The sequence below is a fragment of the Vagococcus allomyrinae genome (assembly GCF_017829975.1).
Classification (GTDB): domain Bacteria; phylum Bacillota; class Bacilli; order Lactobacillales; family Vagococcaceae; genus Vagococcus_D; species Vagococcus_D allomyrinae.
Window position 1 is genome coordinate 1 of record NZ_JAEEGA010000020.1, and the last position, 20,646, is coordinate 20,646.

The following is a 20,646-nucleotide window of genomic DNA, read 5'->3' on the forward strand; positions in this document are numbered from 1 at the left end:
GAAGATGACTGTCGCAAGACAGTGTTTTAATAAAAATAAGCAAAGAAATAAGGACACAAAAATCAGTTTTCTGATTTTTGCGTCCTTATTATCATGGTTGAGACTTATGGGTCAGCCTCTTTCTTTTTGGCGCAAAAGGCTTATTGTCAGTCCTTCGCTTTTTTTAATTAAAGGTGATTGAATCAGCCTAGTATTAAATCAATGGAGCGCCATGGCTTCACCGATTGACTTTTTATAATTTCCCTCGAAGCTGCTTCAACTCGATTTTACGATCTTGAACAACGCTGTTAATCTCATCTGAAAAATTTTCTAAAATTAAACGCCCACCCTTATAAGTGTAGGCTCCCAGGCGACGAACTTGCTGTGGGTCTAAAATAATTTTACGGTGACCAATATTCTTGAAAAATTCTTCCACCATATAAGTCGGTAGATAATAATGATTTTGCGCGCAAAAAGATTGTAAATAAATGTAATCATCAATGGTAATCATGCAATCATCAAAACTATCAAAGCTTTGAAATTCTTCTATTTCAGCTGCACTTTCTAGCTGAACATCACGTTTCTGTAAAATTTCATTAACTTTCTTATTTAATAAATTTAACACATCAATTTCTTTCATTTTTTCAATCAATTGTTCCCGCCGATCCATTTGTTTTATGGTATGACGGTTGTTCATATTCGTTCCAATCAGTGCAATAACGGCACCAACTACGACCCCTACTAGAGCCCCAACGACTGAAATCACAGGCATCCTCCTCTATCCTAAATTCTCATTAATTATAACATGACTGATAAAAAATATCTGCTTTAGTTTTGAAATCAAATTGATTGACCTTTTTTGACCAATTAGATATACTTTAACTAGTCACTAGCTAACCTTTTATGTTAGAATAGTATAGAAAATTCGTTTTGAACGTATAGGAGGAAAAAAAATATGAATTTAATTCCAACAGTCATTGAGCAATCATCCCGTGGTGAAAGAGCTTATGATATTTACTCAAGATTATTAAAAGACAGAATTATTATGTTAAGTGGTCCAATTGACGACAATGTTGCAAATGCAGTCATTGCACAATTGTTATTCCTAGATGCACAAGATTCTGAGAAAGACATCTTTATTTACATTAACTCCCCTGGTGGCAGTGTGTCTGCTGGTTTGGCGATTTATGACACAATGAACTTTGTTAAAGCTGATGTTCAAACGATTGTGCTAGGAATGGCTGCCTCAATGGGTAGTTTCCTTTTAACCGCTGGTACTAAAGGTAAACGATTTGCCTTGCCAAACGCTGAAATCATGATTCATCAACCTTTAGGTGGTGCTCAAGGCCAAGCAACTGAAATCGAAATTGCCGCTCGTCATATCTTAAACACTCGGGAACGTCTTAACACTATTTTAGCTGAGCGTACAGGTCAACCGATTGAAGTGATTGAAAAAGACACGGATCGAGACAACTTTATGTCTGCTGAAGAAGCCAAGGCATATGGGTTAATCGATGAAGTTATGGTTAACAGTAAATCCTTAAAATAAAAGAGATTAAGCTTCAACATTATTGTTGGAGCTTTTTTTGAAGGCTAAATTTTCTGACGATGTCAGCCACTTAGACCGGTGCAAAAAAGGGGGGCTCTAAAATATTCGACTCTAATCCGATATTTCCTGTCAACCAACTTCCCCATCATTACTAACGCTTTTAAACACATGCTTCTTCTCTCACTCTTTTGAAGGCAATACGTGTGAGATGTTTTAGCTTTTCTGGATTCTTTAGACAAATAACTGTCACATATGAACAAGTAACGGTATAATAGAAGATACATCAGACAAAAAGGAAGTGACATTTTGGATATTAGTAACATGGATGTAACAGAAACCAATACAATAACTGGGATCAAAATAGGCCGTGACGATGCACCTGTCAAGGTGATCGAATTTATTAATTTACGTTGCCCGTACTGTCGTCAATGGTTTGACGATTCCGAAGCCACATTTGCTGAATATGTGGCAAATGGCAGAGTTCAACGAGTCATTAAATTATTCGATAAGACAAAACCTAGTCTAGCTAAAGGAAATATCATGCATAAATATGTGCCTAAAGAGGGACAAGCAGACACTTTGGAGGTCATTGCTAAAATTTACGAGACGCAAGATATTTGGGGCGATTTAGACGAACACGAAGCGATCAGCGACTATGCGGAAACGACCCTCCATTTAACAATTGCTGATGACGTGGCAAGCTCAAAAGCCATCATTCAAGAAGCCGATAACGCCCAAATCATTTTCGTTCCAACAATGGTTGTGGGCAAACATATCTTCGATCAAAAAATCAGCCAAGCCGACTTTAGATCCATCCTTGACGAAGCGTAAAAACATCCTGTTTAGCTGATGGCTAAACAGGATGTTTACTTTCTCGTAATTTATCTGCAAACTCATTGATTTTACGAATACGGTGATTAATACCCGATTTAGAGATCGCCCCTGAAGGAACTAATTCACCTAGCTCTTTCATACTTACCTCAGGATACTCCACTCGCAACTCCGCAATTTCCCGCAATCGATCCGGCAAATGATTAAGGCCCACAGTACTTTCGATATACTCAATATTCTCAATTTGTTTCGAGGCTGCATCAATCGTTTTGCTGAGATTAGCCGTCTCACAATTCACAATCCGATTGACTGAGTTTCTCATGTCTCGCACGATTCTAACATCCTCAAATTTCAGCATATTATTGGTGGCACCAATTAAAGTCAAAAAATCAGAGATATGCTCAGCGCCTTTTAAATAGGTGATAAACCCATTGCGCCGTTCCAAAGTACGCGCATTCAAGTCGTAATAATTCATCATCTCACAGATATCTTTACTATGCTGCTCATACAAAGAATAAATCTCCAAATGATAGCGACTAGTTTCAGGGTTATTCACAGAGCCTCCTGCTAAAAAAGCTCCTCTTAAATAAGAGCGCATCTTTTGCGCGTTCCCCATAATCGTGTCAGAAACGTGATCAGTAAACATGGAATTTTCAACGATGTCCAGATCATTCAAGACTTTTTGCGTATCTTGCTTAAGGCGAACGATATACACATTGTTCTTCTTTAATTTCATTTTCCGACGCACTAACAATTCGCTTTGAACCCCGTAATGATCCTTTAATAAGGTATAAATCCGCCTAGCAATAGCGGCGTTCTCAGTCTGAACATTCAAAACAAATTGACGATTAGCAAGAGTAAGTGCACCGTTCATTCGAATCAACGCAGCAAGTTCTGCTTTAGCATGTTCACGGTGAACTTCTAATGTGGTTAACTCCTTTTTGACATCAGAAGCAAATGACATAGTTCTTGTCACCTCTTTCTCTTAATATTTTGCGCCGAAAACTAAGCGAAAAAGCTCATCAACGACTTTATCTCCATCATGGAAGACGCCCCCATCGCGCAACTCCAAAAAATCAGCTGAAATCACTCGACAGCCAGCATCGCGCAATCCTTGAAAATCATGTTTAACTTGAACTAAATACTCATCATAAATATCCGGATCCATATATCCTTCCGGTACTTTTTCAGTATTGACCAAAACGGTATTCACAAAATCACTGTTTAAGTGCTTATTTAACACTTGAATGTGGTTAGCATCAGTAAAATGTTCCGTTTCTCCTTTTTGGGTCATAATATTACAAATATAGACGACTTCCCCTTGACTATTTGCCACTGCTTTGCCAATTTCTTCAATCATCAAATTAGGCAAAATACTCGTGTATAAACTGCCTGGCCCCAAAACGATCATATCGGCCTCTTCAATTGCAGTAATGACTTTACGGGCTGCTCTAGGCTGCTCATCATTATCACTGTTTGTCACATACACATAATCAATCGTCTTCCGATCAATCGCTATTTTGGATTCTCCCGAGGCCTTACTGCCATCTTCAAAAACAGCATGTAACACTAAAGAGGACTCAGAAGCTGGGTAAACATGACCATCCACATGCATGATTCGTGACAACAGCTGAATGGCTTCATAAGTGCTGCCACGCATTTCAGCCAGTGCCGCAATAATCAAATTGCCCACTGAATGATTGGCCAAAAATTCATCTTCTTTATTAAAGCGATATTGAAACAAATCTTCATACAATTTTGGCATGTCAGATAACGCGGCTAAAACATTCCGCAAATCACCTGGCGGGGAAACCTTAACACTTTCGCGCAAAGAACCACTGCTACCGCCATCATCGGCGACGGTTACAATGGCAGTAATCTCTGCACTTTCATTTCGTAATCCTTTTAAAATAACTGGTAAACCAGTTCCACCACCGATCACAACGATCTTTGGTTTTCTAATACGATAGGTTTTCATGACCGATTCACCGTCTCTTTCCGTTTTCCACGGTCACGGTGCGTGATATTAACATGGTAGTCCGCTTCTTTGATGGCCTTACCTAAACGTTCAGTCAGCGCAACCGAACGGTGTTGTCCACCAGTACAGCCGATCGCAATCGTCAAACTTGTCTTCCCTTCCTTCTTGTACCCTGGCAGAACTGAGATAATCAGGTCTTTAAACTTCTCATAAAAATCATTGGTTTCATCAAAAGACATCACATAATCATAAACATCTTTATCTAAGCCTGTTAATGGCCGCAACTCATCAATGTAATGGGGATTTGGCAAGAAACGAACATCCATCACGATATCAGCATCAATTGGCAAACCGTACTTAAAGCCAAATGAAACCATTTCAATTCGGAACATTTTCGTATCTTCTGTTTTAAATTCTTTAATAATCATTTCTCGCAATTGGCGAGGACTCAAGTCGGTCGTATCAATGACCAATTGTGCATCGCCTTTGATTTCCTCCAACAACGCTCGCTCTTTACGAATTCCCTCCGTCACAAGTCCATCCATTGCTAGCGGATGAGTCCGTCGGGTTTCCTTGTAACGAGATACCAATTCCTCATCAGAAGAATTTAAAAATAAAACACTCGTCTCAATCATTTTAGTATTTTCAATTTCTACAAGCATATCTTGAATTTCCTCGAAAAATGTTCGTGAACGTAAATCAATGACTAAAGCGATTTTCGTGACTTTTCCCGATTCTTTAATTAACTCCCAAAATTTTGGAATAAGGCGAGGTGGTAAATTGTCAATACAGAAAAACCCCATATCTTCAAAACTTTGCATTGCCACTGTTTTTCCTGCGCCACTCATTCCTGTAATGATTACTAATTGTAGACTATCTACCAATATAATCATCCTCCTTAATCTTTTAAGGTCTCACTCGTTAAATAAACGACTCGTGTTGCCAAGTTAAGACCATCTATCTGGTTATCTAAATAAGTATAACACACCGGGCGTATCGAAACAAATGGAAGATTAACCTAACTGACGACAAAAAACTTGTTCAGTCGATCTCCTGAACAAGTTAGGTCATCGCTAGTCTAAAGACAATCTATCAACTAACCTTAAAAACGGTTGACCATTTTCATTTTTCACATAGTACTCACCACTCAACACACGATTGACAGCTGTCTTACGATTGCGATAGCTTTTAGCCAACCCTTGGCGATGGACCTGATAAAAATAACGTGTCATGTCTTGTTTGTCTCGATTCTTGCTACGACTAGCTGATCTAGCAAAAACCTCTTCTAAATAAATCCTAAATAATTCTGGCGCTTCAAAAAAGGTATTTTGACCAACTTCAGCTAAATCACCAAAAAAGGAGGTGCCTACTAACTCCACAGCTAACTGACAACCACTAGGAATCAGTAGCACATATAACAATAAAATAAGTAAATCATTACGAGTAAAGTGATGCCGCAAACACTCTATCTGATGCTCATATTGTTCCCGTGACAAATGACCCTTTTTGGCTTGCTTATTCAAATAGACCATAAGAGTGGTAATCGCACCAAAATAAGGGCTTAGTCCTTGGTATTCTTGTTCAAAAAAAGAAACTTTTTCATCCAACAAAAATAGGAATTGTTCTTTACCCGTTTGGTCTGACGATTCATCGGAAGCGCCAATAATTTTCATAGTCGCTAGCTTTCTTAGTCCTAATTCTGTCAATCCTGCTTCTGTTTGTAAAAAATTAACAGTCGCCCCGTTTTTCCGTTTACCAGACTGTCGATATTTCATAGGGTTCAATACTTTTAACTCATTAAACTCTTGTTGTGCCTCTAGCAATCCTCGCTTTGTCCGTTGATATGTTGTCACCGATATAAACTGATTCAACTCCTCAACAAAAGCAAATGTATCCACGACCAAGGTTTTCCGTTGTTTTTGACTCCCACGGCGATTTCGATCAATCAACCGTAATTGGCGCTCGATTTCCTGTTGAGTCTCTTCCAAAACGGCTTGTTGTCTCTGGTTGTTTCCGTTTACTAATAGCACGATAATTAAAAAAATAAATAAAAAACTGCTATATATCCCCAGTATAATTGAGGGACTCCGCTCAGTTATACTGGAAAACCAGCCCAATAAATAACTCATACTAATTGCCACCAACCCAATAGCCATCAGTCCTACCAACACAAAGGGAAATAGGTTTCCTCTACGCATCTTTTCATCTCCTCGAAACTAATAGATATAGTAGCTTTATTCTACCAATAAGTTATTAAAAAAGCCATCACATTATTAAGGAACCTTTAAAAAAGGAAATAATGAGCCTCGTTACAAGCATAAACTAGTAGACTCTTCTTTCAGGGATCACACCACGAACACCCCCTGTGGGATCCTCTATATCCCCTTCAAATCGTGGAATTAGGTGAATATGACAATGATCGATCGTTTGCCCAGCGGCTCTGCCACTATTAGTGCCGATATTAAACCCATCTGGTTGATAGGTTTCTTCCAAATAAACTTTCCCACTTTGAATCAACGCTTCCAGCGCAATTTTCTCTTCCCAGGTACAGTCGAAATAGGTGATAGCATGTCTTTTAGGCACAATCAATAGGTGCCCTTTAGTCACTGGATACTTATCAAAAAAAGCCTTCGCCAAATCATTTTCCAGAACTAGTGGCAACGCCTGACAAAACAAACAGTTCATTCGCAACACTCCTTATTTCTTTTTTCGTGTCCAACGAAGGCCTTTAATCAAGGCCTCATTAAAATGGTACCAATCATGACCTCCAGCAAACTCACGATAGATTAACTTCCACCCCATGTCTCCTAGTATTTCGGCAAAACGTCGATTATCATCCAAAAAGGAATCGTTAAGTCCGCAAGATAGATACAAATTGGGGCGAGATTGTTCACCAAAACCTTGAGCAAGCGTAACTAAATCGACTTCTTCTGAAAAATAATTAAGTTCTTGGCCAAATGCTGATATAAAGTCACCTATTAGTGAATCTGTCAACTTGGCTTGCCCCTCACTAACTTCAGATCGTTCGGTCATTTTTTGCAACTCTTTCCTCATAAATAAGGCTGCGGCCGAAAAAGCAAGGACATTTCCAAACACTTCAGGGTAAGTCAACGCCAACTTAAGCGCACCATAACCACCCATTGAAGCCCCTGCCACATAGGTATCTTCTTTTTGGGCCGACACATTGAACGTGGCTTTTATCAATTTTGGCAACTCTTCCGCTAAGTATGTAAAATAGGGCTGGCCATGACGCATGTCACTATAAAAACTCCGAGCCACCTCCGGCATCACAAAAATCATATTGTACTTTTCCGCATAAACCGGCAGCATCGTGTGGCTCAGCCAGCTTTCATGATTGCCACCTAACCCGTGTAAAAGATAAACAACCTGATAGTTTTTAGCTTGAATGCTCTTAGGTGTCAGTACCGAAATCCCTGTGTCTATTTGTAATATGTTAGAATACAATGTTCCTCTTAATAACATCTGCTACGCCCCTCATACTTTTAGCTATATCATAACATATTTTGAAAAAACAATTTATTCAGAACACGGTAAAAAAATTCAGAGATAACGCTCTCTTCAATAAACAAAAAAATACTTTACATCGTGAAAGATGAAAAGCACTTTTTTTTGAACGGATTCTATTTATAGGGTAGATAAGATAGACCATTCTTCTCAATGATCATTTTATCTACCTCATATTTTATCCCTAACACTCTTAGAAAGCAATACCTGACGTAGTTTTTTTCAAAAAAACAACCTCCATTTTCAATAAGTGCCTATTTTTACAACTAGACCATTTATTTCAAAACAGCTTTTAGGTACTGGCCGGTATAACTCTCAGGCACAGTAATAATCTTCTCAGGTGTCCCCGTAGCGATAATTGTACCACCACCGTCGCCACCTTCTGGTCCTAAATCAATGATATGGTCTGCAGTTTTGATCACATCTAAGTTATGTTCAATCACCAAGATCGTATTGCCAGCGTCAACCAAGCGATCTAGTACTCCCAGTAAACGGCCAATGTCATCCGTGTGCAAGCCCGTGGTTGGTTCATCTAAGATGTAGAAACTCTTGCCTGTAGAACGCTTATGCAACTCGCTTGCTAACTTCATTCGCTGGGCTTCTCCTCCTGATAGAGTAGTAGCTGGTTGTCCCAACGTGACATAGCCTAACCCAACATCGACAATCGTTTGAATTTTACGATTGATTTTAGGAATCGGCTTAAAGAATTCCACAGCTTCTTCACACGTCATATCCAAGATTTCTGAAATATTTTTGCCTTTGTAATGAACTTCTAGGGTTTCTGAATTGTATCGTTTACCATGACACACTTCACATGGCACATAGACATCTGGTAAGAAATGCATTTCTATTTTGATAATTCCGTCTCCACGACAAGCTTCACATCGACCGCCTTTAACATTGAAACTAAAGCGACCTTTCTTATAGCCCCGTACTTTTGCTTCGGTTGTTTTAGCAAAAAGATCACGAATGTCGTCAAAAACACTTGTATAAGTGGCCGGATTACTTCGTGGAGTCCGCCCAATCGGACTTTGGTCAATGCTGATAATCTTATCAACTTCTTCATGACCTGTCATCTTCTTGAATTTACCTGGTTTGTTGGAATTACGATTGATCTTTTGAGCTAAAGCTTTTTTCAAAATTTGATTGATCAACGTACTTTTTCCTGAGCCTGAAACGCCTGTTACAGCCACAAATTTGCCTAAGGGAAAATCAACGGTCACATTCTTGAGATTGTTTTCAGACGCCCCTGTGATTCGAATTTTTTTGCCATTGCCTTTACGGCGTGTTTGCGGCACTGGAATTTTTTTCTTGCCAGATAAGTATTGACCTGTTAAAGAATCTGGATTAGCTTCAACTTCCGCAGGCGTACCTGCTGCCACGATTTCACCGCCTTGAGCACCCGCACCTGGCCCGATATCAATGAGGTAGTCTGCCGCTTTCATCGTGTCTTCATCGTGTTCCACGACGATTAATGTATTTCCTAAATCGCGCATCTTCTTTAATGATTCAATCAACCGATCATTGTCCCGCTGATGAAGGCCAATTGAGGGTTCATCGAGAATATAAAGAACACCTGATAAGTTGGAACCAATTTGAGTCGCCAATCTAATTCGTTGAGCTTCCCCACCAGAGAGTGTACCTGAAGCTCGACTTAACGTTAAATAATCCAACCCAACATTTTGTAAAAAAGTCAACCGATCGCGAACTTCTTTTAAAATCGGACGCGCAATCATCGTTTCTTGTTCACTTAAGTCCAAACTTTCGAAAAAGTTTAGCGCCTTAGTAATTGACAACATGGTCACTTGACCAATATGAGTCCCTGCCACTTTAACTGATAAAGCTTGAGGATTTAAACGATAACCATGACAGGTTTGACACGGTAACTCGGTCATATAGAGACGCATTTGTTCACGCGTATAGTCACTGTTGGTTTCTTGATAGCGTCGCTGAATATTGTTTAAGACCCCTTCAAAAGGAACATCAACATCACGAACACCCCCAAATTCATTTTCATAATGGAAATGGAATAACTTGCCATCAGAACCGTGTAAGATAATATTTCGCTGTGCTTCCGATAATTTATTAAAAGGCGTATCGAAATTGATTTTAAATGCCGCACAAGCTTGCTCCAACATCTGCGGGTAGTAATTTGAACTAATTGGATTCCAAGGCGCTATGGCACCATCACGGATGCTTAAACTAGGGTCAGGAATGACGAGATCTTCATCTACTTCTAATTTCATGCTTAAACCGTCGCAATCCGGACAGGCACCGAAGGGAGCATTAAAAGAGAACAAACGAGGTTCCAACTCGCCAACGGTAAACCCGCAATAAGGACATGCATAGTGTTCGCTAAAGAGAATCTCCTCTTGTCCGATAATATCCACTAAGGCATAACCTTCCGCCAAGCGTAAAGCCGCTTCAAATGAATCAAACAAACGAGAGCGTATCCCCTCTTTGATGACAATCCGATCAATCACGATTTCGATGTTGTGTTTTTTATTTTTATCCAATTCAGGGGTTTCCGTGACATCGTAAAGCTCGCCATTAACCCGAACTCGCACGTACCCTTCCCGTTTCACCATCTCAAAGACTTTCTTATGTTGTCCCTTTTTACCAGACACGATTGGGGCTAATATTTGTGCCTTGGTTTTTTCAGGATATTCCAACACTCGGTCTACCATCTGTTCCACAGACTGGCTAGAAATCTCGGTACCGTCGTTCGGACAAATAGGGTGACCAATTCGCGCGAATAACAACCGCAAATAATCATTGATTTCAGTCACCGTGCCTACTGTCGAACGAGGGTTTTTGCTAGTTGTTTTTTGATCGATTGAGATTGCTGGACTCAATCCATCAATACTATCCACATCAGGTTTGTCCATTTGCCCCAAAAACTGACGAGCATAAGCAGATAGACTTTCTACATAGCGACGCTGGCCTTCTGCATACAAAGTATCAAAGGCTAGGGAACTTTTCCCTGACCCAGATAACCCTGTAATCACTACAAATTTTTCTCTCGGAATAGTCACATCGATATCTTTTAAGTTATGGGCTCGCGCACCATGAATGACAATTTTATCGTTAGCCACGTTCTAACCTCCATAGTTCTCTTACTAAATTACTTTTTTACTTACTTGCTTTTAATTCTAAAACAGTATCCCGCAAGGTGGCGGCACGTTCAAAATCAAGTGCTTTAGCCGCATCTTTCATTTCTTTTTCAAGACGCATGATCACATCGTCCTTCTCTGCCTTGCTCATCTTATGATAGGCAGTGGCGATGTCATATTTCTCGCCATCGTCCTCTGCAACTTTTGTAATGCTAATTAAATCGCGAACCTCTTTAATAATCGTCGTTGGCACAATGCCGTGTTTTTCATTATACGCTTCTTGAATACTGCGACGTCTGGCAGTTTCATCGATCGCTCGTTGCATAGAATCCGTTATCTTATCAGCATACATGATAACTTTTCCTTCTGAGTTACGAGCTGCCCGGCCACTTGTTTGAACCAAGGAACGCTCACTTCGCAAGAACCCTTCTTTATCAGCGTCTAAAATGGCTACGAGAGATACCTCTGGCACATCCAGTCCCTCACGAAGCAAATTGATTCCGATTAAGACATCAAATTCTCCCAAACGTAAATCACGAATGATTTCCGTCCGCTCCATCGTCTTAATATCACTGTGCAAGTATTTAACCTTCATACCCAACTCTTTGAAGTAATCCGTTAAATCTTCTGCCATTTTTTTCGTTAAGGTGGTGATAAAGACGCGCTCATTCTTCTCAACTCGTAAATTAATCTCTCCAACCAAATCATCAATTTGTCCCATAATCGGCCGGACTTCAATAATTGGATCAAGCAAGCCTGTCGGACGAATAATTTGTTGCACAACCGTATCCGTTTGTTCCATTTCATAAGGACCAGGCGTTGCCGAGACGTAGATGATTTGATTGACGTGCTCTTCAAACTCCTCTAATCGTAAAGGGCGGTTATCTAAAGCACTCGGCAAGCGGAAACCATAGTCCACCAACATTTGTTTACGAGCCCGATCCCCATTATACATCCCACGAATTTGTGGCAAGGAAACATGAGACTCGTCGGCTACAATTAAAAAATCCTCTGGAAAGAAATCTATTAATGTATAGGGAGCTTCCCCTTCTTTTCGGCCATCCATATGCCGCGAATAGTTTTCAATTCCTGAACAGTAGCCCATTTCACGCATCATCTCTATATCATAATTGGTTCGTTGCTCTAATCGTTGAGCTTCTAACAATTGATCGTTATCTCTTAAAATTTTAAGACGCCATGCCAACTCTTCCTGAATGTTGGCAATCGCCACCTCCATTTGCTCATCATTGGTAACAAAGTGTTTAGCAGGGAAGATAGCTACATGTTCCCGATCATTGAGAATTTCACCAGTCAAAGCATCAACTTCACGAATTCGTTCGATTTCATCTCCAAAAAATTCTACGCGCATAGCATGTTCATCACGAGAAGCAGGAAAAATCTCCACCACATCTCCACGAACCCTAAAACGACCGCGTTGAAAATCAATATCATTACGTTCGAATTGGATATTAACCAATTCTTCTAACAGTTTGCTGCGATCCATCTCCATACCAGCTCTAATTGAAAGAACTTGATCTTGGTATTCTTCTGGGTTTCCCAACCCGTAGATACACGATACTGACGCCACCACAATCACATCGTTACGTTCTAATAATGAACTAGTAGCCGAATGGCGCAACTTATCTATTTCATCATTAATACTAGCATCTTTTTCAATATAAGTATCACTGGAAGGCACATAGGCCTCTGGTTGATAATAATCGTAATAACTGACAAAATACTCAACGGCATTATTGGGGAAAAATTCTTTAAACTCACCGTAAAGTTGCCCAGCAAGGGTTTTGTTATGAGCGATAACTAAGGTAGGTTTATTGACTTCTTGAATGACATTTGAGATCGTGTAGGTTTTCCCAGTACCTGTTGCGCCCAAAAGAATTTGAGCTTTTTTGCCATCGACTAAACCTTTTGTCAATTCCTTAATGGCATGAGGCTGATCACCATCCGGTTTATATTTTGAGACCAGTTCAAATTTTCTATCTGTCTCTCTTTCAATCACATTATCTCCTCCTTTGACTGATAGGTCCGCTCGTCAGCACTGAGTGCATCGACACTTAAAGGTCAACGCTAGCAAAGCGCTCATAAAGCACACCCCTATCACTCACTGATGTACTGACTTTAGAGTCTTCTATGGCATTTTGACTAAAAGCAAAATAGTGAGACGACTAGGAGTCACTCACCTAATTTCACACATGATATGTAACTTTTACAGACGCTAAGCTTATTAAAACACTGTCATCATCGCCTTTCAAAGACAAAACATGTGTTCCTTTATCAACTATCTCATTTTATCATACCGAACGTATTTTCGCTACCAAAATGCAATAAAAAATCGCATATTTGATTCTGTAAATGGTTGAAAATAGTTTCATTTTAACCTTTCTCTTTTCATTTTAATTTTTCTAATATATAATGAAATCTGCTTAAAAAGACGATCTTCTGATAAAAAAAGCAGAATTAACGACGATGTCTTCCAAAAAGCCAAATAAATTCCCATAATCAATACAAACGGATCGTGACTATCTGATTAGGACATTTAAAGGAGGAAATTAACTATGTCATTACGTAAATTTTTCAAACGAGCCCTTGTTGCAACCCTTCTGTTACTTTCTCTAGTGACAGGAAGCCTCAGTGCTCACGCAGAAAAGAAAGATACTTATATCATTGGAACAGATATTACCTTTGCCCCATTTGAATTTTCAGATAGCGATGGTAATTATGTCGGCATTGACATGGAATTGTTAGAAAGAATTGCCGAGATTAATCACGTCACATTTGATATTAAACCTGTGGGCTTTAACTCAGCGGTGCAAGCTGTAGAAGCCGGCCAGATGGACGGCGTTATGGCTGGTATGACAATTACCGAAGAACGCCAAAAAAGTTTCACCTTCTCAGAGCCTTATTTCCAAAGTGGTATCCAAATGGCAGTAGCCGAAAAAGATACTGACATCACGTCTTATGATGATCTAAAAGGAAAAACGGTTGCCGCTAAAACCGGAACTGAAAGTGCTGAGTTTATTGATAAAAACAAAGAAAAATATGGCTACAAAATAAAACTCTACGATACTGCTGATGTGATGTACAGTGTACTAAGTGCTGGTAATGTAGATGCCATTTTTGACGACTACCCGGTAATTGGTTATGCCGTTAAACAAGGACAACCATTAAAGCTAGTTGGTGACTACGAAAAAGGTGGCAGTTACGGATTTGGCGTAAAAAAAGGACAAAATCCTGAATTACTGGAAATGTTTAACAAGGGATTAGCCGAATTAAAAGCTTCTGGTGAGTATCAAACAATCCTTGATAAGTACATCTCGGCCCCAGCAGAAAATAAAAAAGACGAACAAACCTTTATGGGAATTATCAAAAATAACTACCAATCCCTACTGAAAGGCCTTGGCTACACCTTGTTAATCACCTTTGTTTCCTTTATTATTGCTTGCCTGATTGGGATTATCTTTGGCTTAATGAGTGCCTCAGAAGTCAGCTTCTTGAGAGGCATTGCCAGTGTTTACGTTGACATCATTCGCGGCATTCCCCTTTATGTCTTTGCTCTTTTTATCTACTTAGGGATATCAAATTTTGCCGGAATCAAAATGGATCCCGTAGTAGCAGGGATTATTACCTTGAGCTTAAATGCAGGAGCTTATATTGCTGAAATCGTCCGTGGGGGGATCAATGCCGTGCCTGCCGGTCAAACAGAAGCCGCTCGCAGTTTAGGGATGCCTTATAGTAAAACCATGATTAAAATTGTCTTGCCGCAAGCATTTAAAATTATGATTCCGTCCTTTATCAACCAGTTTGTCATTACCTTAAAAGACACGAGCATCCTTTCTGCCATCGGCATCTTGGAATTACTTCGCTCTGGTCAAATTATCATGGCACGTAACTTACAGGCCTTTAAAGTGCTCTTAATTGTTTCTATCATGTACTTTGTCGTCATAACCGCCTTAACTAAGCTTTCCAAACAAATTGAAAAGAAGGTGTCCCGTAATGGCAACTAAAGTATTTGTTGACAACCTAGTGAAAAAATTCGGTGACAACACCGTCTTAAATGAACTAAGTACCACCATTAACGATGGTGAAGTGGTCTGCCTAATCGGCCCTTCTGGCTCGGGGAAAAGTACCTTTCTTCGCTGTTTAAACAAATTAGAAGAAGCGACCAGTGGAACTATCGTCGTAGACGGTTTTGATATTACCGATAGCAAAACAGATATTAATCTAGTTCGTCAAAACATTGGCATGGTTTTCCAGCACTTCAATCTATTCCCTCATTTAACCGTTATGGAAAATATCGTTCTTGCGCCAACCGATTTGAAGGTGCTGACGGCTGACGAAGCTAGCAAACTGGCAATGGAACTTTTATCCAAAGTTGGCCTGGCTGACAAACATGATGCTTACCCAGAAGCCCTATCTGGTGGCCAAAAACAACGTGTGGCAATCGCCAGAGCATTGGCGATGAAACCGGATATTATGCTCTTTGATGAACCGACCTCTGCGCTTGATCCAGAGATGGTAGGCGACGTTCTGGCCGTAATGAAACAACTAGCGGAAGATGGGATGACGATGGTTATTGTCACTCATGAAATGGGTTTCGCTAAAGAAGTTGCCGACAGAGTGATTTTTACTGATGGTGGCAAATTTTTAGAAGAAGGTCACCCAACAGATATCTTCGAACGCCCTCAACACGAACGCACAAAAAGTTTTTTAGATAAAGTGTTAAATATCTAAAATTAGCCAGCACTGATCGACATGATTGAACACCTCAAAGGCCTCTCCCAGGAAATGACACCTTGGAGAGGCCTTTTTTTATAGTAAGACTAGGATACTAGGAAACAATAGAAACCCGATACTCATTATGTTTAAAAACCTTAACTGACGAAATCTCAGCTGTGTCAGCAATGCCGTCCCTAAAAATAACGCCATAACCATATAACTATAGACGAGAAAACTTTCTTCCGGCCAGTGACTGCTAGCAAAGAAAAAACTAAACGACAACAAGACAGAAAAACCAAATAAAACATAGGTGACATTCGTTCGTCGATTGGTAGTCATAACCATTATCTTCCACTCCTTGACTGGTACCTTGGTTACCAAATCAATTATACCACAATTCTGAAAACGGTTCATAAACCCACAATTTTCCTGAATGGTTAATTGTCACTTCTAGTAGCTCCTCCCCAACTTGCTTGCTGATGACCCCTTTAAAAGGTCAGCTGCTCCGACCGTTCATCTAAGTCCTGATACGTCAACTCTGCCAGTTCTTTTGGGATAATAATCTTAGTATAAATCGGGCCAACCTCTGGATAAAAGCCAAGCTCTTGGAACGCCTTATCATTCAATGTATACCTATAACCTGTGCGTTTCGGCTTGTCTGCTCCGCGAAATTCAATATTTTCTGAATTCAAGTTAAGGTGATACAACTTATTGTAAACTTTCAAATAATAAATATGGTCTGTTTTGCCTAAAAAGGTGATGGAATCCTGGTCAACTACTTCGGACCGATCATAAAAATATAAGTTATCTAATTTAGCAAGGTCTATTTCAGTGGCGTTGGTTTTCTTAAAATAGTCATAACTAAATGGTTTTTTCCGACGATCTCTAATCCCAATTGACTGATTGGTACTAATGTCATTAAACTCAGCCAACCCACGCACTTTAATGTAAGTAAAACTGCCAATAAGCACCGCAAGTCCTATCCCCAAGCCAATCATTTGCCATTTTTTCCGGCTTTTTTTCATATACAAAAATAAAAAAATCACGCCTAATACTAGTGCTCCGCAGACACCAAAAAGAATTGGCAAACGGTCATTTAAAAAAGTTTCAGCTTTTAGCCACTCCGCTGCACTTATTTTGATTTGAGTCACATTCATCCCTCCATATCCAATGAATATTAAGTTTTTTTCTTTTACTTATTATACACCATCTGGCAGACCTTGCTGTTTTTTTCACATTTCCGCTTCAACTTTCAAAAAAAAAGCTTGCAAGCAAGCTTTTAAGGTTTAATATACGCATAACCATGTTGCTGTAATTCGATTAAACGAATGACTCCAACTGGTACTACTTTGACGTCTTTAGGAAGTTGAGTCCTAGCCATATGATGACTTTTAAGAGCATTTTGACACGCTTCAAAGGTAACAATTTTGGGCTGAAACTGTGATAGTTGCTCTATTATGTCCTGATCTAAATAGCCAGCAATAGCCCCACCATTCACTAATACCTTTATCTCCGCTTCCTGAGTTTCTTTCATAAGATTACGAATATTTCCCAACGTAACCGCCCACTTTTCCAGCTCATTAAGATGAAACACAGCCTTTAACATGACATCTCCCCTATTCTACCATTTCACGATAACCAGTGACTATCTTAGCAAATTCAGCCGAAAATTCCTTTGTATGGATAATTCTCGCCTTACGTAAATATTCTCGTCCTTCGACAAACAGCAACAACACCGGGACGGTCAGTACATTAAAGGCTTCTGCCACTTCTGGAACTTCCAACGCGTCTATTTCCAGCATTGTGACATCGTCATATGATTCAAGCAGCCGCTCAACTTGTGGTTTTAAGCTATGGCAAACGCTACAATTTGGCTGCCCAATATAAAGAAAGACCAGTTGTTCCTCTTGAATGTAGCGGCGAGCATCCGCTAATGTGCTAACTTTTTTTAACATTTGCTCCCTCCTCTTTACTTAAGTATAACTAAGTTGCGACTTTCTTACTAATAATAAGTTCTAAAACAAGACAAAAAAAGATTGACTGCTGCTATTGATCACAAAACGAGACTCTTTTCCTTGGCGGTAGCTACCTGCGACTGACCTTTCACTAGCTATATACATCACGTTAAATAATCAAACAGATAGTTCCATTGGATGATTTTTTAATGAGAACTATATAGAAAAAGAAAAAAAGGCAAACGTGAATCGTTTGCCCCTTTTTCTATCTCTTATTAAAAATATCCATCAGATTTAACGGTAATCACAATGGCATCAAAGTAAAGTTAATTCAATTCCACATTGTGATGGACTTGTTGAACGTCATCTAGCTCATCTAGCGCGTCAATTAATCTTTCAAAATTAGCTAAGTCATCACCTTCAAGCGTCACTTCATTTTGCGCCATCATTTCTAACTCTGCAACCGTGAATTCTGAAATCCCATTCTCATTTAAGACTGTCCGAATTTTATTGAAATCTTCTGGTTCCCCGTAGATGATCACTTGCCCGGCTTCTTCGAGAACATCGCGAACTTCAATATCGGCATCCATTAATAATTCAAAAATTTCATCACTATTGTTTCCTTCAAAACCAAAGACAGCGGTATTATCAAACATATAAGCAACCGCTCCGCTCACGCCCATATTTCCACCATTTTTCCCAAAGGCAGAACGAACATCAGAGGCAGTCCGATTAACATTATTTGTTAAGGCATCCACAATAATCATCGAACCATTTGGACCAAAGCCCTCATAACGTAACTCTGCATAGGTTTCATCACCTGTGCCTTTTGCTTTCTCGATGGCACGGTCAATGACATGTTTTGGCACATTATAGGTTTTAGCACGATCAATAACGAATTGTAACTTTTGATTCAAATGAGGATCTGGTTCGCCTTGCTTAGCCGCCACATAAATTTCAATTCCGAATTTCGCATAAACTCGACTTGTTTTTCCTTCTTTGGCAGCTTTTTTTTCTTTAATGTTTTCCCATTTACGACCCATCTACTTCATCTCTTTCCTAATTCTATAGTTTTCCTTTTTCATTATACTGATTTATAGATGATTTGTTAAGCATTTTTTATTGATTCGTCGAAAAGTTACTTAAACCAGGATCCCTTTTTCATGAGCTGACAAGCACAAATTTAACATATAAGAATTGACAAAACTAAAAACCACTCCTACAGTAATAGCAAACCACCCGTAAGTCAGTAATCCTACGCCGAGAACAAGTAAATTAATATACCGAAGCGCTACCGCTACCTTCACCTCAGGACGCCGCTTATGTATGGCTAAAGCTATCACATCCATGCCAACGGTTGACGCATCTGAAGAGATGCAACAATAATAACCAATGGCAATAAACAAGCTAGCAAATAAAAAATCAACTGGTAAATTAACAGTGGCCTCAAAAGGCAGAGAATAAAAAAGGCTAAACAAGGCCATATAACAACAGCTACTGACCAGTGACCGAAGAAAATTGCCTTTGCCAAGAAAAAGGTAACAAATCGCTAATAACAACACCGTCACCCCGTTAGTTAAATAAAGTAGTGGTAAGCTGGTTACTTTTGCCAAAATCATCGCAATGCTGGTTACACCACCATTGATAATCTGATTAGGTTTCATCCATTTGGCATAAGCAAAGGCCATGAAAATATTGCCGATCACTATTTTTATCAAGGGAACTAATTTATCCTTTGTCATACTGTCACGTCTCTTTTAGTTATTTCAGCCTAAGCTGATAAAGGGTTTGCGATAATAATCTTGTGGAGCACTGTCTGCCAATAATTGATAAACCTGGCCTGCTCGAATATCAAGACTCAGCATCCCCTCATTTGCCTTACTTACCTTTGTAATCAACGGTAAGCTCACTTTTTTACGCTGTTGTCCTAAAAACTGACGTCCCAGATCATTAAATCCCAAAACCCGTAAGTAACTGTTTGACCGCACCCCATCAATCTCAGCTTGACTAACGTGAATTAGCAAGTAGGTACATAGACGCTGAATACGCGTCCAAGTAAACCGTTTAGATTTTACCAAAGAAACAAATTCTTCAAAAGAAGTGGCCTTTACTGCCATCTCTTTTAAACGGTATTCAATCCCTTCTACTACCTGATAGCACTGACTTAGTTGAGCAACCGTGCTCACTGTTAATTGATACTTTAATAATGGCCAAGCTAACTCCCAAGATCTTAAAGGAACAGAGGTTAATAACTTATAAGTTGTTTCAGGCATGACCGGTTCAAGCTGTTGGTGATCCGCTGATAAAATGGCTTTGCGGATCGCTGTTCCACTGGCAAATTCTTGAGACGCTATGTCTACTTGATGGTGACGAGTCACTTGCCGCTTAATTGGAAAAAGTGTCATCGGCCGCTGAAAGCCTTGATTGGCTTTCGCATAACTCATCCCTAAGATGTGGTTAGGTGAGTCAAAATCTAAGCGCCACTCAGGTAATAACTGCCGATAGACTTCTGTCATCTGTTGAGGGTAGCTCATCCCATTATTGCGGATCGCCTGAAAGGCTTGTTCTAACTCTTGTTGGTGACGCTGATTAAAATCGGCAAAAAACTGATAATCGACGGCATCTTCTGAATCAGTGCCAAAACAAAGACTATCTACTTCCAACGCCTGCAATAATTTAACACCACCAAAGCCAAAATAATCCGCAGATTGAACCGCATAAGCAAACGGCAGCTCGATCACGATATCCGCACCGTGAGCTAAAGCGACCTCCGCTCGTTGCCACTTATCAATAATAGCTGGTTCCCCTCGCTGCAAAAAATTCCCACTCATAATCGCAACGATTACTTCTGCTCCACTGACTTCCCGAGCCTTTTTTAAATGGTAGGCGTGACCATTATGGAAAGGATTATATTCCGTTATGACACCACAACTTTTCATTGGTTTACTCCGTTTCTCATTCATCGTTAAAAAAGCTGAACGA

General features: G+C 39.7%; 21 protein-coding genes. 5 read left to right on the forward strand and 16 right to left on the reverse strand.

The window, feature by feature from the left end; all coding sequences use genetic code 11:
• Nucleotides 1-181 (forward strand): hypothetical protein (locus I6N95_RS22760; protein WP_209531752.1); only part of this gene is annotated, 181 nt, incomplete at its 5' end.
• 51 nt (nucleotides 182-232) lie between these two features.
• Here I6N95_RS22760 and I6N95_RS22765 read toward each other — a convergent pair.
• Nucleotides 233-751 carry a hypothetical protein gene (locus tag I6N95_RS22765; protein ID WP_209531753.1) on the reverse strand — a complete coding sequence of 173 codons (519 nt, stop codon included), beginning with the start codon at nucleotides 749-751 and terminating at the stop codon, nucleotides 233-235.
• A gap of 183 nt (nucleotides 752-934) precedes the next feature.
• Here I6N95_RS22765 and clpP point away from each other — a divergent pair, with 183 nt between their 5' ends.
• Together clpP and I6N95_RS22775 are read left to right on the forward strand one after the other, a co-directional pair.
• Nucleotides 935-1,528, forward strand: coding sequence for an ATP-dependent Clp endopeptidase proteolytic subunit ClpP (clpP, locus tag I6N95_RS22770; RefSeq protein WP_209531755.1), 594 nt, complete (start codon nucleotides 935-937; stop codon nucleotides 1,526-1,528).
• Nucleotides 1,529-1,834: 306 nt separating this feature from the next.
• On the forward strand, nucleotides 1,835-2,359 hold the full coding sequence (locus tag I6N95_RS22775) for a thioredoxin domain-containing protein (protein WP_209531757.1): 525 nt from the start codon (nucleotides 1,835-1,837) through the stop codon (nucleotides 2,357-2,359).
• A gap of 22 nt (nucleotides 2,360-2,381) precedes the next feature.
• On the opposite strand, the gene whiA is transcribed toward I6N95_RS22775, so the two are convergent.
• The 8 genes from whiA to uvrB form a co-directional block, all read right to left on the reverse strand.
• Nucleotides 2,382-3,323, reverse strand: a complete 942-nt coding sequence (gene whiA / locus I6N95_RS22780) for a DNA-binding protein WhiA (RefSeq protein WP_209531954.1) — start codon at nucleotides 3,321-3,323, stop codon at nucleotides 2,382-2,384.
• Between the two features lie 21 nt (nucleotides 3,324-3,344).
• Entirely contained in the window at nucleotides 3,345-4,337 is a 993-nt protein-coding gene (locus tag I6N95_RS22785; protein WP_209531759.1) for a gluconeogenesis factor YvcK family protein, read from the reverse strand.
• Nucleotides 4,334-5,221 carry an RNase adapter RapZ gene (gene rapZ, locus I6N95_RS22790; protein WP_209531761.1) on the reverse strand — a complete coding sequence of 296 codons (888 nt, stop codon included), beginning with the start codon at nucleotides 5,219-5,221 and terminating at the stop codon, nucleotides 4,334-4,336. The genes I6N95_RS22785 and rapZ overlap by 4 nt, the downstream gene beginning before the upstream one ends.
• Before the next feature lie 189 nt (nucleotides 5,222-5,410).
• Complete coding sequence (locus I6N95_RS22795) at nucleotides 5,411-6,535, reverse strand: tetraspanin family protein (protein WP_209531763.1); 1,125 nt, start codon at nucleotides 6,533-6,535, stop codon at nucleotides 5,411-5,413.
• Nucleotides 6,536-6,659: 124 nt separating this feature from the next.
• The gene (locus I6N95_RS22800) at nucleotides 6,660-7,022 is read right to left on the reverse strand and encodes an HIT family protein (RefSeq protein WP_209531765.1); all 363 of its coding nucleotides are present in this window, start codon (nucleotides 7,020-7,022) and stop codon (nucleotides 6,660-6,662) included.
• 12 nt (nucleotides 7,023-7,034) lie between these two features.
• Entirely contained in the window at nucleotides 7,035-7,820 is a 786-nt protein-coding gene (locus I6N95_RS22805) for an alpha/beta hydrolase (protein WP_209531767.1), read from the reverse strand.
• Between the two features lie 317 nt (nucleotides 7,821-8,137).
• Nucleotides 8,138-10,957 (reverse strand): excinuclease ABC subunit UvrA, encoded by a 2,820-nt coding sequence (gene uvrA, locus I6N95_RS22810; RefSeq protein WP_209531768.1) that lies wholly within the window; start codon nucleotides 10,955-10,957, stop codon nucleotides 8,138-8,140.
• 37 nt (nucleotides 10,958-10,994) lie between these two features.
• Nucleotides 10,995-12,992, reverse strand: a complete 1,998-nt coding sequence (gene uvrB, locus I6N95_RS22815; RefSeq protein WP_209531770.1) for an excinuclease ABC subunit UvrB — start codon at nucleotides 12,990-12,992, stop codon at nucleotides 10,995-10,997.
• Between the two features lie 556 nt (nucleotides 12,993-13,548).
• Between uvrB and I6N95_RS22820 the strand changes: the two genes are divergently transcribed.
• Both I6N95_RS22820 and I6N95_RS22825 read left to right on the forward strand, forming a co-directional pair.
• A complete protein-coding gene (locus tag I6N95_RS22820) occupies nucleotides 13,549-14,997 on the forward strand; it encodes an amino acid ABC transporter substrate-binding protein/permease (protein ID WP_209531779.1) in 1,449 nt (482 codons plus the stop codon).
• Entirely contained in the window at nucleotides 14,987-15,724 is a 738-nt protein-coding gene (locus tag I6N95_RS22825; RefSeq protein WP_209531782.1) for an amino acid ABC transporter ATP-binding protein, read from the forward strand. The genes I6N95_RS22820 and I6N95_RS22825 overlap by 11 nt, the downstream gene beginning before the upstream one ends.
• Before the next feature lie 78 nt (nucleotides 15,725-15,802).
• Here I6N95_RS22825 and I6N95_RS22830 read toward each other — a convergent pair whose 3' ends face one another.
• The 7 genes from I6N95_RS22830 to I6N95_RS22860 form a co-directional block, all read right to left on the reverse strand.
• Nucleotides 15,803-16,054, reverse strand: a complete 252-nt coding sequence (locus I6N95_RS22830) for a hypothetical protein (RefSeq protein WP_209531784.1) — start codon at nucleotides 16,052-16,054, stop codon at nucleotides 15,803-15,805.
• Nucleotides 16,055-16,197: 143 nt separating this feature from the next.
• Entirely contained in the window at nucleotides 16,198-16,860 is a 663-nt protein-coding gene (locus I6N95_RS22835; protein ID WP_209531786.1) for a hypothetical protein, read from the reverse strand.
• Between the two features lie 128 nt (nucleotides 16,861-16,988).
• Nucleotides 16,989-17,315: a DsrE family protein gene (locus tag I6N95_RS22840; RefSeq protein WP_209531788.1), complete on the reverse strand. Its 327-nt coding sequence runs from the start codon at nucleotides 17,313-17,315 to the stop codon at nucleotides 16,989-16,991.
• 10 nt (nucleotides 17,316-17,325) lie between these two features.
• The gene (locus I6N95_RS22845) at nucleotides 17,326-17,664 is read right to left on the reverse strand and encodes a thioredoxin family protein (RefSeq protein WP_209531790.1); all 339 of its coding nucleotides are present in this window, start codon (nucleotides 17,662-17,664) and stop codon (nucleotides 17,326-17,328) included.
• Between the two features lie 326 nt (nucleotides 17,665-17,990).
• Nucleotides 17,991-18,707 (reverse strand): YebC/PmpR family DNA-binding transcriptional regulator, encoded by a 717-nt coding sequence (locus I6N95_RS22850; RefSeq protein WP_209531792.1) that lies wholly within the window; start codon nucleotides 18,705-18,707, stop codon nucleotides 17,991-17,993.
• Between the two features lie 99 nt (nucleotides 18,708-18,806).
• Nucleotides 18,807-19,406 (reverse strand): YitT family protein, encoded by a 600-nt coding sequence (locus tag I6N95_RS22855; RefSeq protein ID WP_209531794.1) that lies wholly within the window; start codon nucleotides 19,404-19,406, stop codon nucleotides 18,807-18,809.
• 24 nt (nucleotides 19,407-19,430) lie between these two features.
• Nucleotides 19,431-20,603 (reverse strand): nucleotidyltransferase, encoded by a 1,173-nt coding sequence (locus I6N95_RS22860; protein WP_209531796.1) that lies wholly within the window; start codon nucleotides 20,601-20,603, stop codon nucleotides 19,431-19,433.
• Nucleotides 20,604-20,646 lie beyond the last annotated feature (43 nt).

Excerpts from the sequence above, each read along its gene's own strand:
- I6N95_RS22765 (WP_209531753.1), bottom strand. The coding sequence starts at position 751 with ATGCCTGTGATTTCAGTCGTTGGGGCTCTAGTAGGGGTCGTAGTTGGT.
- clpP (WP_209531755.1), top strand. The coding sequence starts at position 935 with ATGAATTTAATTCCAACAGTCATTGAGCAATCATCCCGTGGTGAAAGA.
- whiA (WP_209531954.1), bottom strand. The coding sequence starts at position 3,323 with ATGTCATTTGCTTCTGATGTCAAAAAGGAGTTAACCACATTAGAAGTT.
- I6N95_RS22785 (WP_209531759.1), bottom strand. The coding sequence starts at position 4,337 with ATGAAAACCTATCGTATTAGAAAACCAAAGATCGTTGTGATCGGTGGT.
- I6N95_RS22795 (WP_209531763.1), bottom strand. The coding sequence starts at position 6,535 with ATGCGTAGAGGAAACCTATTTCCCTTTGTGTTGGTAGGACTGATGGCT.
- I6N95_RS22800 (WP_209531765.1), bottom strand. The coding sequence starts at position 7,022 with ATGAACTGTTTGTTTTGTCAGGCGTTGCCACTAGTTCTGGAAAATGAT.
- I6N95_RS22805 (WP_209531767.1), bottom strand. The coding sequence starts at position 7,820 with ATGTTATTAAGAGGAACATTGTATTCTAACATATTACAAATAGACACA.
- I6N95_RS22820 (WP_209531779.1), top strand. The coding sequence starts at position 13,549 with ATGTCATTACGTAAATTTTTCAAACGAGCCCTTGTTGCAACCCTTCTG.
- I6N95_RS22825 (WP_209531782.1), top strand. The coding sequence starts at position 14,987 with ATGGCAACTAAAGTATTTGTTGACAACCTAGTGAAAAAATTCGGTGAC.
- I6N95_RS22830 (WP_209531784.1), bottom strand. The coding sequence starts at position 16,054 with ATGGTTATGACTACCAATCGACGAACGAATGTCACCTATGTTTTATTT.
- I6N95_RS22840 (WP_209531788.1), bottom strand. The coding sequence starts at position 17,315 with ATGTTAAAGGCTGTGTTTCATCTTAATGAGCTGGAAAAGTGGGCGGTT.
- I6N95_RS22845 (WP_209531790.1), bottom strand. The coding sequence starts at position 17,664 with ATGTTAAAAAAAGTTAGCACATTAGCGGATGCTCGCCGCTACATTCAA.
- I6N95_RS22850 (WP_209531792.1), bottom strand. The coding sequence starts at position 18,707 with ATGGGTCGTAAATGGGAAAACATTAAAGAAAAAAAAGCTGCCAAAGAA.
- I6N95_RS22855 (WP_209531794.1), bottom strand. The coding sequence starts at position 19,406 with ATGACAAAGGATAAATTAGTTCCCTTGATAAAAATAGTGATCGGCAAT.
- I6N95_RS22860 (WP_209531796.1), bottom strand. The coding sequence starts at position 20,603 with ATGAAAAGTTGTGGTGTCATAACGGAATATAATCCTTTCCATAATGGT.